We start from the raw sequence: 14,075 nt of genomic DNA, 5'->3' as shown, positions 1-14,075 counted from the left end.
GACCCTACGCGCGACCCACGACATCCGGTGCCCGCTCGGCTGGCGCCTCAGTGGGCCGCGGACGAAGGCCGGGCAGCAGCGGCAGCAGGGTGACCACGAGGCAGAACGCCGCCATGGCCAGCAGGGCGGGGACGAGGCCGAGCGTGGCGGCCGACCAGCCGCCCAGCAGCGCGCCCAGCGGCAGGCCCGCGAACGCCAGCGAACCGGCCAGGCCGATCACCCGGGTCTGCAACCCGGCCGGCACCCGCTCGTAGATGGCCACCCCGAGCAGCGGGTTCACCGCCGCGATGCCGATGCCGGAGGCGAACGTCACCGCCAGCACCACGGCCAGTTCCTCGCTCAGCGCCAGGACCAGCAGCCGCGGGGCGCCGCCGAGCGCCGCGCCGACGACGAAGGTCAGGTAGCGGGGCAGCCGGGGACCGTACGCCGTGAAGAGCAGGTTGCCCAGCAGCGCGCCGGCCGAGAAGGCCCCGAGCACCAGGCCCAGCCCGGCGGGACCGCGCAGCACGTCGGCCACCCAGAGCGGGATGTAGACCGCGACGCTCGCGTTGACCACCATGTTCAGCGCCGAGATCACCAGCAGCATGGTCAGCAGCAGCCGGTCGCGGCCCAGGTGGCGGAACCCGCCCGCGAGCGCGCGCAGGTACCCCTCGGGCGCCGCCGGTCCCGCTTCGGCAGCCGGTGGCCGGACCAGCAGGCCGACCAGCACGGCGCAGGCGGCGAAGCTGGCCGCGTCGATGAGCAGCGCCTGCGTCACCCCGAACCACCAGACGAGCAGCCCGCCCAGCCCCGCGCCGAGCAGGGTGACCAGCCGGCCCAACCCGTCGTAGACGGAGGTCAGCCGGATCAGCCGCACCCCGGCGGCCTCGGCTGCCGGGCGGAACATCACGTGCTTGACCCGGTCGCCGACCCCGCGCAGCGCGCCCACCAGGGCGACCAGGGCGAGCAGTGCGCCGAACCCGAGCCACGGGGTGAGGGCCACCGCCACCATCAGGGCGGCGCTGCCGGCGTCGGCCAGGACCGAGGTGCGCCGCAGCCCGATCCGGTCCGCCCAGGGCGTGCCGAGGGCGCTGGAGAGCAGGTAGGGCAGTGTCTCGGCGGCGGCCACCGCGCCCATCTTGGTCGGGCTGCCGGTGGTCTCCAGCACCAGCCAGGGGATGGCCACCACCGAGATCCGGCTGCCCAGGTTGGAGATCAGGTCGGCGGCGACCAGGACGGTCAGTTCCCGCCGGGGGGTCACGCCAGGCTGCCGATCGACGCCTCCGGGTGCTCGACCGGCGAGGGGTGTTCCTCGGCGTAGCGGGCCCGCAGCGCGCGCTTGTCCACCTTCGCGGAGCGGTTGAGCGGCAGCCGGTCGAGGAACTGGACCCCGCCCGGGGCCCAGGTGTCGCTGAGTTCGGCGGTCACCAGGTCGATGAGCTCCCCGGCGGTCACCGTCGCGCCGGGCGCCGGCACCACGTAGGCGTACGGCAGTTCGCCGGCCGCCTCGTCCGGCACGCCGATCACCGCCGCCGCCCGTACCTGCGGGTGCCCGGCCAGGACGTCCTCGATCGGGCGGGAGTGGATCGGCCAACTGCGCCGTCGGGTGAGGATCCGGTCCTGCAACCGGTCGACGAGGTAGAGGTAGCCGTCGGCGTCGAGGTGCCCGACGTCGCGGGTGCGGACCCAGCCGTCGACCAGCGTCTCGGCGGTCAGCTCGGGCTGGCCGTGGTAGCCGGCGAAGCGCAGGTCGGTGTGCACCCACACCTCGCCGTCGCAGCCGGGCGGCAGCACCGTGCCGTCCTCGGCGCGGATCTCGACGTGTACGTCGCCGTAGGGTCGCCCGCACGAGCGCAGCCGCTGCGGGTGCGCCGGGTCTTCGGTCAGCCCCGGCAGGGCGGTGACCACGACGGCCTCGCTGAGGCCGTACACGATGCGCAGCACCGGCCCGAAGCGGGCGATCGCCTGGCGCAGCCGGGCGGGCGCGGCGGGCCCGGCGCCCACGTTGAACATGGACATGGCCGAGAAGTCCGCGCCGTCCAGGGCCGGGTGGTCGAGCACCTCGTAGAGCATCGGCGGCGTGAGGAAGGTGGAGTTGATCCGCTCCCGGTCGACGGTGGCGATGAACCGCGCCGGGTCCCAGCCGTCGCGTGGGAACAGCACCCCGCCGGTGAAGAGGTTGAACAGCGTGGTGATCTGACCGCTGGCCAGCCACATCGGCGAGTGCGACAGGTGCCGCAGCGGCGGGTGTCCGGCGGCGCGGAAGCCGGCGGCCAGGGCGAGGACCTGCGTGTAGAAGCTCTCCCGGTGGTGCACCAGCTTCGGGGTGCCGGTGGTGCCGCTGGTCTGCAGGAAGGACTCCGGCACCGGCGCCCCGGCCGGCAGGTCGACCGCCGCGGCCCGCCCGGTCGCGGCGAGGAGGTCCGGGCCCGCGCCGCCCGGGCCGAGGCAGAGCACGGGTACGCCGGGCAGCCCGGCGGCCAGCTCCGGGCCGAGGCCGGCCGGGTCCCGGGCGTCGTAGACGAACGTGTCGGGGCGGGCCAGCCGGACGAACTCGTCGACCTCCCGGCGGGAGGTGACCGGGGCGATCCACATCGTCCGGCAGCCCAGCAGGTGCAGGGCGAGCTGCACCAGCGGCCCCTCCACCGGGTTGCCGAGCGCGAGCAGCACCGCCTGCCCCGGTCGTAGGCCGTGCCCGAGCAGCGCCGCGGCCAGCCCGCGCACCTGCGCGGCGACCTCGGCGTAGCTGAGCCGGCGTCCGCTTCCGATCAGCGCCTCCCGGTCGCCGAAGTCCGCGAACAGCGCCAGCGCCCGGTGCACGTAGCCGGCCCGTCGCTCCGGTCGGTCGGTCATCCGACAGCCCTCTCGCCGCAGAAGTGTGGCCGTGTGCCGGGCAACCCGCCACGGCGCGACGGCCGGGCGGGCGCACCGCCGCCGTCCGTGAGCGTAGGTAGCACCGGCTGTCACCGCACAGGGCCTGAACGGCGCTCCGGACGAACCGGAGGACATTTGATCGCGTCGATCAGGTTGATTGACGGTCGTGAAACCCGACGGCTAGGTTTCTGGACCATCGTCCAGGCGGTGCCGTCAGCGGACGGCCCTGGGCTGCCAACGATGGAGGTTCAATGTCGACCCCGAAGAGATGGCATGTCATCGCGTCCGCGGCCACCCTGCTCGTCGTCGCCACCCCGGCGATGGTGGCCAGCGCCGGCCCGTCGGACACCGAGGCGTCCCGCCAGCGTACGGTCTGGGCGGGCAGCTGGGCCGCCGCGGTCACCAGGGGAAACGCGACCGGCCTGACCAACAGCGGCCTCAACGACCAGAGCGTACGGATGGTCGTGCACACCACCGTGGGCGGTCCGCGGATCCGGGTGCGGCTGAGCAACTCCTACGGCGAGCAGGCCGTGCGGGTGGGCCGGGCCACCGTCGCGAAGCCGAACACCGCGACCCCCGACGACCTGTCCGACATCGACCCCTCGACCCTGCGGACGCTGACCTTCGGCGGCGCCACCTCGGCCACCATGAACCGGGGTGCCGAGCTGGTCAGCGACCCCGTCGCGCTGCCCGTCGGCGACCAGCAGGACCTGGTGCTGACGGTGCACTTCCCGACCCCCACCGGCCCGGTGACCTTCCACGGCCAGTCCCGGCAGACGAACTTCATCGGCGCCACCGACCTGACCGGCGCCGCCGACGGGGCCGGGTTCACGATCCGACCCAACTGCTGCTGGTTCTTCCTGTCGGGCATCGACGTGCAGCGCCGGCACAGCCCCGGCTCGGTGGTGGTCTTCGGCGACTCCATCGCCGACGGCAACGGCAGCACCGTCAACGCCAACAAGCGCTGGCCCGACCTGCTCGCCGACCGGCTCGTCGACGCCCGTCCGGACGTCCGCACCCCGGGCGTGCTCAACCTCAGCCTCGCCGGCAACCGGCTCAACCACGAGGGCACCGAGCCCGGCGCGGGCGGCTTCCCCGGCTACCACGAACTCGGCCCCAACGCCCTGGCCCGGCTCGACGAGGACGTCTTCGCGCAGACCGACGCCCGGACCGTGATCACTCACCTCGGCATCAACGACGTCTGGATGTCGGGCGACTCCGCCGAGCAGGTCATCGCCGCGCTGCGGCAGATCAACCAGCAGGTGAAGGCGCGCGGCCTGCGCAGTCTCGTGTCGACGCTGACCCCGTACGAGGGGCACGGCAACCCGGGGGTGTGGACGCCCGAGAAGGAGGCCACCCGGCAGGCGGTGAACGCGTACCTGCGCGGCAGCGACGAGTTCGACGGGCTGCTCGACTTCGACCGGGTGCTGCGCGATCCGGCGCAGCCGGGCCGGCTGCTGCCCGCGTACGACTCGGGGGACCACATCCACCCGAACGACGCCGGCAACCAGGCGTTGGCGGACGCCGTACCGTTGCGACTGCTCGGCCTGTGACACCGGCGCGGGCAGCGGGCGACCCCCGCCGCCCGCGGCACCGTCGATGGGGGAGACCGGAGGACCGTGGACGTCACCCAGCTGCTGACCCGCCTCTACAGCGACGAGGGCCGGCAGGACCCGTACCCCTGCTATGCCGCCCTGCACGGGCTCGGGCCGGTCAGCCCGGTGCCGGCGCGTGCCGAGCACCGCTCGGTCGACGCCGTCGCCGTCGGCTACGACCTGGTCAGCCAGGTGCTGCGCGACCCGCGGTGGTACAAGCAGGCCCCGCCGGGCTGGCAGGAGCAGGAGGTGCTGCGCACGCTCCAGACCTCGATGATGTTCGTCAACCCGCCGGAGCACACCCGGATGCGGGCGGTGTTCGCGAAGACCTTCACGCCGCGCCGGCTGGGCGCGCTGGAGCCGACCGTGCACCGGGTCGTCGACGGGCTGCTCGACCGGATGGCCGACGCCGGGGACGCCGGCCTCGACTTCGTCGCGGAGTTCGCGTACCCGCTGCCGGCCCTGGTGATGGCCGACTTCATCGGCATCCCCGCCGGGGAGCTGGACTTCTACCGGCAGCGGGTCGAGCGCATCGACGAGTTCCTGGACGTGGCGGGCAAGACCCCGCAGCGGCTCGCCGCCGCCAACACCGCCGCCGCCGAACTGCGGGACTTCTACACGGAGCTGATCGCCCACCGGCGGCGCCGACCCGGCGACGACCTGATCGGCGCGCTGGTGCAGGCGGTCGACTCCGGCGACGTGGAGCTGACCGCCGACGAACTGGTGAGCAACCTGATCGTGCTGTTCAACGCCGCCTTCGTCACCACCGTCTACATGTTCGCCAACGGGCTGCCGCTGCTGCTGGCCCACCCCGACGTGGCCGCCGCGCTGCCCGGCGACGACGCGCTGACCCGGGGCGCGGTCGAGGAGATCCTCCGGATGGCGGCGCCCGTGCACTTCCTGGCCCGGGCCGCGCCCGAGGACACCGACGTCGGCGGGGTGCCGGTCGGCCGCGACCGCAACGTGCTGCTGATGCTCGCCGCCGCCAACCGCGACCCGGCCCGCTTTCCCGACCCGGACCGCTTCGACCCGCGCCGCGACGGGCCGCCCTCGCTGGCCTTCGGCGCTGGCCCGCACTTCTGCCTCGGCGCCGCGGTGTCCCGGCTGGAGGGCCGGCTCGCGCTGCCCAGACTGCTGGCCCGCTTCCCCGGTCTCACCGTCGCCGAGGCGCCGAAATACAGCGGCAGTCTCTTCCTGCGCGGCGTCGACAAGCTGGCGGTACACACCCGAGGAGGACCCGCGTGAACGCCCATCCGCAGGTGGCGGCGTACCGGGCGGCCCGCGCGGCGGCCGGCGCCCCGCCGCTGTACGCCCAGACCCTGGCCGAGGCCCGCGCCGCCGACCTCGCCGCGATCCGCGCCGGCGGCGGCGCGGTCGAGCCGGTGCACGAGGTACGCGACACGCGCGTGCCCGGCCCGGCGGGCGACCTGCCGGTGCGCATCCACCGGCCGGCGGGGGAGGGGCCGCTGCCCACCCTGGTCTACTTCTTCGGCGGCGGGTGGACCCTCGGCAGCGTGGACACCGCCGACGGCATCTGCCGGCGGCTCGCCAACGCGGTGCCCTGCCAGGTGGTCACCGTCGGCTACCGGCTGGCCCCGGAGCACCCCTTTCCCGCCGCCGTGCACGACTGCCACGCGGCGCTCCGGTGGATCGCCGCGCACCCGGGGGAGTACGGCGTCGACCCGCGGCGGGTGGCGGTCGGCGGGGACAGCGCCGGCGGCAACCTCGCCGCCGCCGTCACCCTGCTGGCCCGCGGGCACGGCGGCCCCCGGCTCGCCGCGCAGCTGCTGGTGTACCCGAACACGGACCAGAGCGCCGAGCCCGGCGGCGACGGCGAGGACCCGCTGCTGTTCAACCGCCGCTCGGTCGCCTGGTACCGGGGCCACTACCTCGCCGACCCCGCCGACGCGCGGCACCCGTTGGCCTCGCCGCTGCTCGCCGAGGACCTGACCGGCCTGCCGCCGGCGCTGGTGATCACCGCCGAGCACGATCCGCTGCGCGCGGAGGGGGAACGGTACGCGCACCGGCTGCGCGACGCCGGCGTGCCGACCACCCTCACCCGGTACGCCGGCATGATCCACGGCTTCTTCGCCATGCCCGCCGCGTTCGACGACGGCCGCCGCGCCCAGGACCAGTCGGCGGCGTTCCTGCGCGCACGCTTCAGCGCGTCGGACGACGGTGTATCGGCCGGTGTGTCGGGCGACGACGTGTCGGCCACCGGTGCGTCGGGCGACGGCGCGACGGCCGGTAGGACGGCGGCCGTCGGCGGGGCGGTGCCGGTGGGAAGGGAGAGCGGGGATGGTTGAGGGCGCGCTGCCGAAGTCGGACCTGCCGGTGGCGCAGCCGCCGCCGGCCAGCCTGGCGGACTTCGCGGAACTGGCCCGGGCGGTGCTGCCGCCCGACGTGTGGGACTACGTCGCGGGCGGCAGCGGCGCCGAGACCACGCTCGCGGCCAACCGTCGCGCGCTGGACCGGGTGGCCGTGCTGCCCCGGGTGTTGCGCGGCGTGCACACGCCCCGCACCGAGGCGCGGCTGCTCGGCGCGTCGTACGCCATGCCGGTGGCCGTGGCGCCGATGGCGTACCAGCGCCTGGTGCACCCCGACGGGGAACTGGCGCTGGCCGCCGCCGCGGGCGCGGCCGGCGTGCCGTACCTGGCCAGCACCCTGAGCAGCGTGCCGATCGAGCAGATCGCGGAGACCGGCGCGACGGTCTGGTTCCAGCTCTACTGGCTGCGCGACCGGGGCCTGGTCGCCGACCTGCTGGACCGGGCCCACGTGGCCGGCTGCACGGCGCTGACCGTCACCGTGGACGTGCCGATCCTCGGCCCGCGGCGGCGCGACGTGCGCAACGCGTTCGCCATCCCGCCGCACGTCGTGGCGGCCAACCTGCCGACCGGCCGCGACGACCTCGCGCACACCGCCCGTCCGGGCGTCTCCGCCATCGCCGCGCACACCGGCGAGGTCTTCGCGCCCGCGTTGACCTGGGCCGACCTGGATTGGCTGCGCGGCCGTACCACCCTGCCGCTGGTGGTGAAGGGCGTGCTGGACCCGCGCGACGCGAAGCTGGCGGTGGCCGCCGGCGCGGACGCGGTGGTGGTCTCCAACCATGGTGGCCGCCAGCTCGACGGCGCGCCGGCCACCGCCACCGTGCTGCCGGAGGTGGTGGCGGCGGTGGCCGACCGGTGCGAGGTGCTGCTGGACAGCGGCGTACGCGACGGCGTCGACGTGCTGCGCGCGTTGGCCCTCGGTGCGCGCGGGGTGCTGGTCGGTCGGCCCATGCTGTGGGCGCTCGCCGCCGGCGGCCGGGCCGGGGCGCGCACGGCACTGGCGCTGCTGGCCGGCGAGTTCCGCGACGCCCTGGCGCTGGCCGGCTGCGCCGACCCCGAGGCGGCCCGCGAGCTGCGCGTGCTGACGGGGGCCTGAGCGGTGGCCGACCCGGTGGACCTGTACGTCGCCGACCTGCACCCGGCGGTCGACGACCCGGCGCTGAACTCGATGAACTTCCTCAACGAGGTGGCACAGCACTACCCCGACGCGGTGTCGCTGGCGGCCGGCCGGCCGTACGAGGAGTTCCTCGACGTCGCGGCGCTGCCCCGGCACCTGGAGAGGTTCCGCCGGCACCTGGTCGACGATCTCGGGCAGAGCCCCGCCCAGGTGCGCCGCACGCTGTTGCAGTACGGCCGCACCAAGGGCATCGTGCACCACCTCGTCGCCCGCAACCTCGCCGTCGACGAGGACCTCACGGTCGACCCGGAGGCGATCGTGGTGACCGTCGGCTGCCAGGAGGCGATGTTCCTGGTGCTGCGGGCGCTGCGGGCCGACCCGCGCGACGTGCTGCTCGCCGTCGCTCCGACGTACGTGGGGCTGACCGGCGCCGCCCGGCTGCTGGACCTGCCGGTGTGGCCGGTGTCCGGCGGCGCGGCCGGCATCGACCTGGCCGACCTGCGCGAGCAGGTGCACCGCGCCCGAACGGCGGGGCTGCGTCCGCGCGCCTGCTACGTGATGCCGGACTTCGCCAATCCATCCGGGACCAGCATCGCTCTTGCCGACCGGCGGCGGCTGCTCGACCTGGCCGCCGACGAGAACCTGCTGCTGCTGGAGGACAACCCGTACGGTCTCTTCCCCGCCCCGGACGCCGGGCGGCTGCCCACGCTCAAGGCGTTGGACACCGCGCGGCGGGTGGTCTACCTGGGTTCGTTCGCCAAGACGGTGCTGCCCGGCGCCCGCGTGGGCTACGTGGTCGCCGACCAGCGCGTGGCCGGCGCCGACGGCACGGTGGGCCTGCTCGCCGACCAGATCGCCAAGATCAAGAGCATGGTCACGGTGAACACGTCCGCGATCGCGCAGGCGGTGGTGGGCGGGGCGCTGCTGGAGCACGGGTGCAGCCTGCTGGCCGCCACCGTCCGCGAACGGGCGGCGTACGGTCGCAACCTGCGTCACGTGGTCGACGGCCTGGCCCGGCGCTTCCCGGCGGCGACCTCGCCGGTGCGGTGGACCGTCCCGGCCGGCGGGTTCTTCGTCGTGGTCACCGTGCCGTTCGGCGTCGACGACGCCCTGCTGCACCGTTCCGCCCGCGAGTACGGGCTGCTCTGGACGCCGATGGCGCACTTCTACGACGACGGCGCCCCCGTCGACGCGCTGCGGCTGTCGGTCAGCGCCGTGACCCCGGACGAGATCGACGTCGGGCTGGACCGGCTGGCCGCGCTGGTCGCCGACGAGACGGCCCGCCGGGCGGCGACCGCCGGCGGGGCGAACCGGCGGGGGACGACCGCCGAGGTGGGATGACACACCGCGTTCACCACACGGCAAAGCGCGACTGCCCGTGTTCCGTCGTCCTGGGTGGACACTCATAATGGACGCCATGGTCGCCTGGGAGTACGCGTTGCTGGTCCGCCGTTATCAGGGGCAGGGCCGCGCCTTTCACGTCAGCTTCACCTGGTACGGCCCGGACGGGTCGCGCCGGGACATCACCGCGTACGGCGACACGGCGATCGCGCACCTCAACCGGGCGGGCCGGGAGGGCTGGGAACTGGTCTCCGCCGCCGAGGACGTCAACAACGTCCAGGGCAGCACCGAGGTGCACCGCTACCACCTGAAGCGGCCCGTCGCCTGACGCCTCGGCCCACCCTCGGCCGCCCCTGAACGGGCGTCGGGCGCCGCCACCCGTCGGCTGCGCCGGACGCCCGGTGGTGTTGCTAGCGTTTGCTCCCGCCGCCCGCCCGGACGTACGCCAGTGGCGTCAGGGGGAGCCGTGGTGGCAGGAGGGGATCGCGGTGGCAGGAGCAGGCGCGGCGCGGCCGACGGCCGGGCCGGCCCGGTTCGTCGTCGGCGTCGACTTCGGCACCCTCTCCGGCCGGGCGGTCGTGGTCGACGTCGCCGACGGCACGGTGCGGGGCGAGGCCGTCCACCCGTACCGGCACGGGGTGCTCAGCGAGCGGCTGCCCGACGGGACGCCGCTGCCGCCGGACTGGGCGTTGCAGCACCCCGACGACCACCGCGAGGTGCTCCGCGTCGCGGTGCCCGCCGCGCTGCGCGCCGCCGGGGTCGGGCCCCAGGACGTGTGCGGCATCGGCGTCGACGCCACCTCCTGCACGCTGCTGCCCACCCTCGCCGACGGCACCCCGCTCTGCGAGCTGCCCGACCTCGCCGGGCGGCCGCACGCGTACCCGAAGCTGTGGAAGCACCACGCCGCCCAGCGGCAGGCCGACCGCATCAACGACGTCGCCACCGCGCGCGGTGAGCGCTGGCTGCCCCGCTACGGCGGCCGGGTCTCCGCCGAGTGGCAGCTCGCCAAGGCGTTGCAGGTGCTCCAGGAGGATCCGGCGGTCTTCGACCGGGCGGAGCGGTTCATCGAGGCCGCGGACTGGCTGGTCTGGCAGCTCTGCGGGCGGGAGACCCGCAACGTCCCCGCCGCCGGCTACAAGGGGCTGCGTCAGGACGGGCGGTACCCGTCGGCCGAGTTCCTGCGCGCCCTGCACCCCCGCCTCGACGGGCTGCTGCCCCGCGTCGACGGCCCGCTCGTGCCGACGGGCGCCCGGGCCGGCCGGCTGAGCGCCGACGCGGCCCGCTGGACGGGGCTGCCGGCGGGGACCGCCGTCGCGGCCGGCGCCATCGACGCGCACGTCACCGCCGCGGCGGCCCGTGCCGTCGAGCCCGGCCGGATGCTCGCGGTGCTCGGCACCTCCACCTGCCTGATCATGAACGCCGCGGCGTACCGCGAGGTGCCCGGCGTGTGCGGCGTGGTCGAGGGGGGCGTCACCGCCGGCACCTGGGGCTACGAGGCGGGGCAGAGCGGGGTCGGCGACATCTTCGCCTGGTACGCCCGCAACGCCCTGCCGGCCGGCTACGCCGACGAGGCGCGCCGCCGGGGGCTGAGCCCGTACGAGCTGCTGGACACCCTCGCCGCCGACCAGCCGGTGGGCGGGCACGGGCTGCTGGCCCTGGACTGGCACAGCGGCAACCGCTCGGTGCTGATGGACCACGAACTGAGCGGCGTACTGGTCGGACTGACCCTCGCCACCCGGCCCGAGGAGATCTGGCGGGCGCTGCTGGAGGCCACCGCCTTCGGCGCCCGGACCGTCGTCGACGCGTTCACCGCCGCCGGGGTGGCCGTCGACGAGTTGACCGTGGCCGGCGGACTGACCCGCAACCGGCTGCTGCTGCGGATCTACGCCGACGTGCTCAACCGGCCGCTGCACGTGCTCGACTCCGCCCACCCGGCGGCGCTGGGCGCGGCCATCCACGCGGCGGTCGCCGCCGGGGCGTGGCCGGACGTGCCGGCCGCCTCGGCGGCGATGGGCGCCGCCCGGCGCGAGACCTGGCACCCCGACCCGGCCCGGGCGGCAGCCTACGACGAGCTGTACGCCCACTACCGCGCCCTGCACGACCACTTCGGGCGGGGCGGCACCGACGTCCTGCACCACCTCCGCAGCCTGCGCCACCGCCACCACCGGTGACGCCACCCTCCCCGCCCCCCACCCGCGCGTCGGGCGGGGGCGGGGTGGGACGGGGACGCCCCCGCCCGGTGGGCCGGGCGGGGGCGTCGGGTGGAGCGGCTCAGCCGAGGTCGACGGCCGGGTAGAGCGGGAAGCCGGTCAGCAGGTCGCTGGCCTGCTTGCCGACGCGGTCGGCGACGGCCGGATCGAGGACGTACTTGGCCTTGGACGCGGTGCCGTCCGGGTTCGCGCCCGGCCTGGTCTGGCTGAGCACGGTGTGGATCAGCTCGGCGGTCTCGTCCATCTGCGCGGTGCCCAGGCCCCGGCTGGTCAGGGCCGGGGTGCCGACCCGGATGCCGGAGGTGTACCAGGCGCCGTTCGGGTCCTGCGGCACCGAGTTGCGGTTGGTGACGATGCCCGAGTCGAGCAGCGCCTGCTCGGCCTGCCGGCCGGTCAGGCCGTAGCCGGAGACGTCGATCAGCACCAGGTGGTTGTCGGTGCCGCCGGTGACCAGCTTGCCGCCGCGGCGCAGCAGCCCTTCGGCCAGCGCCTGGGCGTTGTCGACGATCCGCTGGGCGTAGTCGGCGAAGTCGGGCCGGCGGGCCTCGGCGAGGGCGACGGCCTTGGCGGCCATCACGTGCGGCAGCGGGCCGCCGAGCACCATCGGGCAGCCCCGGTCGACCTGGTCGGCGAGCTCGGGCTGGCAGAGCACCATGCCGCCGCGCGGGCCGCGCAGCGACTTGTGCGTGGTGGTGGTGACGATGTGCGCGTGCGGTACCGGATCGAAGTCGCCGGTGAAGACCCGCCCGGCGACCAGGCCGGCGAAGTGCGCCATGTCGACCATGAAGGTGGCGCCCACGGAGTCGGCGATCTCCCGCATGATCCGGAAGTTGACCTTCCGCGGGTACGCCGAGTAGCCGGCGACCAGGATCAGCGGCTTGAACTCGCGGGCCGCCTCGGCGACCTTGTCGTAGTCGACGAGGCCGGTGGCCGGGTCGGTGCCGTAGCTGCGCTGGTCGAACATCTTGCCGGAGATGTTCGGCCGGAACCCGTGGGTGAGGTGGCCCCCGGCGTCCAGCGACATGCCGAGCATCCGCTGGTTGCCCAGCTCCCGGCGCAACGCGAACCAGTCGGCCTCGGTGAGGTCGTTGACCTGGCGCACCTGGGCCTTCCGCAGCGCGGGCGACTCCACCCGGTCGGCCAGGATCGCCCAGAACGCGACCAGGTTGGCGTCGATGCCGGAGTGCGGCTGCACGTACGCGTGGGCGGCGCCGAACAGCTCCCGGGCGTGCTCGGCGGCGAGCGCCTCGACGGTGTCGACGTTCTGGCAGCCCGCGTAGAAGCGGCGGCCGACGGTGCCCTCGGCGTACTTGTCGCTGAACCAGTTACCCATGGTCAGCAGGGTCGCGGGGGAGGCGTAGTTCTCGCTGGCGATGAGCTTGAGCGACTCGCGCTGGTCGGCGAGCTCCGCGCCGATGGCGTCGGCCACCCGCGGCTCGACGGCGCGGATCACCTCGAGGGCGCTGCGGAAGGCGGTGGATTCGGCGTTCAGCGACGACATGCGACCTCCAGTGACGTGCGGAAGGCCCAGGCGCTCGGCATGCGTCCTCATGACGGGACCGCTTCCCGATGGTTCTCCATCCCCACGCGCCAGTCACGGCCCGTGCCGATCCTACCGGGTGCGCCCCGGCCGGTCCCGGCCCACCTCGCCCGGGCGGCGGGCACCGGTGGCGGACCGTGGGGCCGGCCGCCGGCGCGGGGCCGTCTACCCGTCTCGCGGCCGGGCCCGCCGCTGCCTAGGATCAGCGGCATGGCGGGGGAGGACGGCGAGGGCGGCAGCCTGCTCGCCATCAGCGATCTGCACGTCGGTCACCGGGGCAACCGGGAGGTGATCGAGGGGCTGCGCCCCGGCTCGCCGCGGGACTGGCTGCTGGTCGCCGGCGACGTGGGCGACACCGTGGCCGACGTCGAGTGGGCCCTCGGCCTGCTCAGCAGCCGCTTCGCGCAGGTGGTCTGGGTGCCGGGCAACCACGAGCTGTGGACGCCGCCCGCCGACCCGGTGGCGCTACGCGGGGCCGCGCGCTACGCGTACCTGGTGGACGCCTGCCGGCGGCTGGGCGTGCTGACCCCGGAGGACCCGTACCCGGTGTGGCGGGGGGCGGGTGGCCCGGTGCTCGTGGCGCCGCTGTTCCTGCTCTACGACCACAGCTGGCGCCCGGACGGGTTCGACACCCCCGAGGCGGCGCTGGAGGAGGCGTACCGGGTGGGGGTCGTTTGCACCGACGAGTTCCTGCTGCACCCCGACCCCTACCCGAGTCGGTCGGCGTGGTGCGCCGCCCGGGTCGCCGCGACCGCGCGTCGGCTCGACGAGCGGGAGGCGGGGCTGCCGACGGTGCTGGTCAACCACTGGCCGCTGCTGCGCGAGCCGACCCGGGTGCTGCGCTACCCCATCTTCGCCCAGTGGTGCGGCACCGAGTCCACCGCCGACTGGCACCTGCGCTTCGACGCCGCCGCCGTGGTCTACGGGCACCTGCACATCCCCCGCACCACCTGGCACGACGGGGTGCGCTTCGAGGAGGTCTCGGTGGGCTACCCGCGGGAGTGGCAGCCCCGGGCAACTCCTCCGGCGCTGCGGCGGATCCTGCCCGCACCCCGGGCGTGACGACGGGCCCCGGCGCACCGGGGCCCGTGG

Annotated in this window: 10 protein-coding genes, 1 pseudogene and 1 riboswitch; of the genes and pseudogenes, 8 read left to right on the top strand and 3 right to left on the bottom strand. The window is 75.1% G+C overall.

What is annotated here, in order from left to right; genetic code table 11:
- Positions 1-4: 4 nt before the first annotated feature.
- Both KBX06_RS14400 and KBX06_RS14395 read right to left on the bottom strand, forming a co-directional pair.
- Positions 5-1,240: an MFS transporter gene (locus KBX06_RS14400; RefSeq protein WP_210835019.1), complete on the bottom strand. Its 1,236-nt coding sequence runs from the start codon at positions 1,238-1,240 to the stop codon at positions 5-7.
- A complete protein-coding gene (locus KBX06_RS14395) occupies positions 1,237-2,832 on the bottom strand; it encodes an AMP-binding protein (RefSeq protein ID WP_210835018.1) in 1,596 nt (531 codons plus the stop codon). The genes KBX06_RS14400 and KBX06_RS14395 overlap by 4 nt, the downstream gene beginning before the upstream one ends.
- 299 nt (positions 2,833-3,131) lie before the next feature.
- Here KBX06_RS14395 and KBX06_RS14390 point away from each other — a divergent pair, with 299 nt between their 5' ends.
- The 7 genes and pseudogenes from KBX06_RS14390 (at position 3,132) to KBX06_RS14360 (ending at position 11,404) form a co-directional block, all read left to right on the top strand.
- Entirely contained in the window at positions 3,132-4,406 is a 1,275-nt protein-coding gene (locus KBX06_RS14390) for an SGNH/GDSL hydrolase family protein (RefSeq protein ID WP_210835174.1), read from the top strand.
- Positions 4,407-4,472: 66 nt separating this feature from the next.
- Positions 4,473-5,693: a cytochrome P450 gene (locus tag KBX06_RS14385; RefSeq protein WP_210835017.1), complete on the top strand. Its 1,221-nt coding sequence runs from the start codon at positions 4,473-4,475 to the stop codon at positions 5,691-5,693.
- A pseudogene (locus tag KBX06_RS14380) lies at positions 5,690-6,628 on the top strand (alpha/beta hydrolase); the annotation flags it as partial. The gene KBX06_RS14385 and the pseudogene KBX06_RS14380, both read left to right, overlap by 4 nt.
- 118 nt (positions 6,629-6,746) lie before the next feature.
- Positions 6,747-7,871 (top strand): alpha-hydroxy acid oxidase, encoded by a 1,125-nt coding sequence (locus KBX06_RS14375; RefSeq protein ID WP_210835015.1) that lies wholly within the window; start codon positions 6,747-6,749, stop codon positions 7,869-7,871.
- A gap of 3 nt (positions 7,872-7,874) precedes the next feature.
- Positions 7,875-9,233, top strand: a complete 1,359-nt coding sequence (locus tag KBX06_RS14370; protein WP_307854630.1) for a PLP-dependent aminotransferase family protein — start codon at positions 7,875-7,877, stop codon at positions 9,231-9,233.
- A gap of 67 nt (positions 9,234-9,300) precedes the next feature.
- On the top strand, positions 9,301-9,561 hold the full coding sequence (locus tag KBX06_RS14365) for a hypothetical protein (RefSeq protein ID WP_132234668.1): 261 nt from the start codon (positions 9,301-9,303) through the stop codon (positions 9,559-9,561).
- Between the two features lie 73 nt (positions 9,562-9,634).
- Entirely contained in the window at positions 9,635-11,404 is a 1,770-nt protein-coding gene (locus KBX06_RS14360) for a ribulokinase (RefSeq protein WP_307854629.1), read from the top strand.
- Positions 11,405-11,504: 100 nt separating this feature from the next.
- On the opposite strand, the gene KBX06_RS14355 is transcribed toward KBX06_RS14360, so the two are convergent.
- Entirely contained in the window at positions 11,505-12,944 is a 1,440-nt protein-coding gene (locus KBX06_RS14355) for a glycine hydroxymethyltransferase (RefSeq protein ID WP_210835014.1), read from the bottom strand.
- 17 nt (positions 12,945-12,961) lie between these two features.
- Positions 12,962-13,051, bottom strand: a riboswitch (ZMP/ZTP riboswitch).
- Positions 13,052-13,193: 142 nt separating this feature from the next.
- On the opposite strand from KBX06_RS14355, the gene KBX06_RS14350 reads away from it, so the two are divergent.
- The gene (locus KBX06_RS14350; protein ID WP_210835013.1) at positions 13,194-14,045 is read left to right on the top strand and encodes a metallophosphoesterase; all 852 of its coding nucleotides are present in this window, start codon (positions 13,194-13,196) and stop codon (positions 14,043-14,045) included.
- Positions 14,046-14,075: the final 30 nt, after the last annotated feature.

Source organism: Micromonospora sp. C31 (assembly GCF_018070575.1).
In the GTDB taxonomy this organism is placed as follows: domain Bacteria; phylum Actinomycetota; class Actinomycetes; order Mycobacteriales; family Micromonosporaceae; genus Micromonospora.
Note: the sequence above shows the minus strand (reverse complement) of the source record. Positions and strands in the feature narration are given on the sequence as shown.

What these genes read in the sequence shown, in the direction of transcription:
- KBX06_RS14350 (WP_210835013.1), top strand. Translation starts at nt 13,194, where the DNA reads ATGGCGGGGGAGGACGGCGAGGGCGGCAGCCTGCTCGCCATCAGCGAT.
- KBX06_RS14365 (WP_132234668.1), top strand. Translation starts at nt 9,301, where the DNA reads ATGGACGCCATGGTCGCCTGGGAGTACGCGTTGCTGGTCCGCCGTTAT.
- KBX06_RS14395 (WP_210835018.1), bottom strand. Translation starts at nt 2,832, where the DNA reads ATGACCGACCGACCGGAGCGACGGGCCGGCTACGTGCACCGGGCGCTG.
- KBX06_RS14355 (WP_210835014.1), bottom strand. Translation starts at nt 12,944, where the DNA reads ATGTCGTCGCTGAACGCCGAATCCACCGCCTTCCGCAGCGCCCTCGAG.
- KBX06_RS14375 (WP_210835015.1), top strand. Translation starts at nt 6,747, where the DNA reads ATGGTTGAGGGCGCGCTGCCGAAGTCGGACCTGCCGGTGGCGCAGCCG.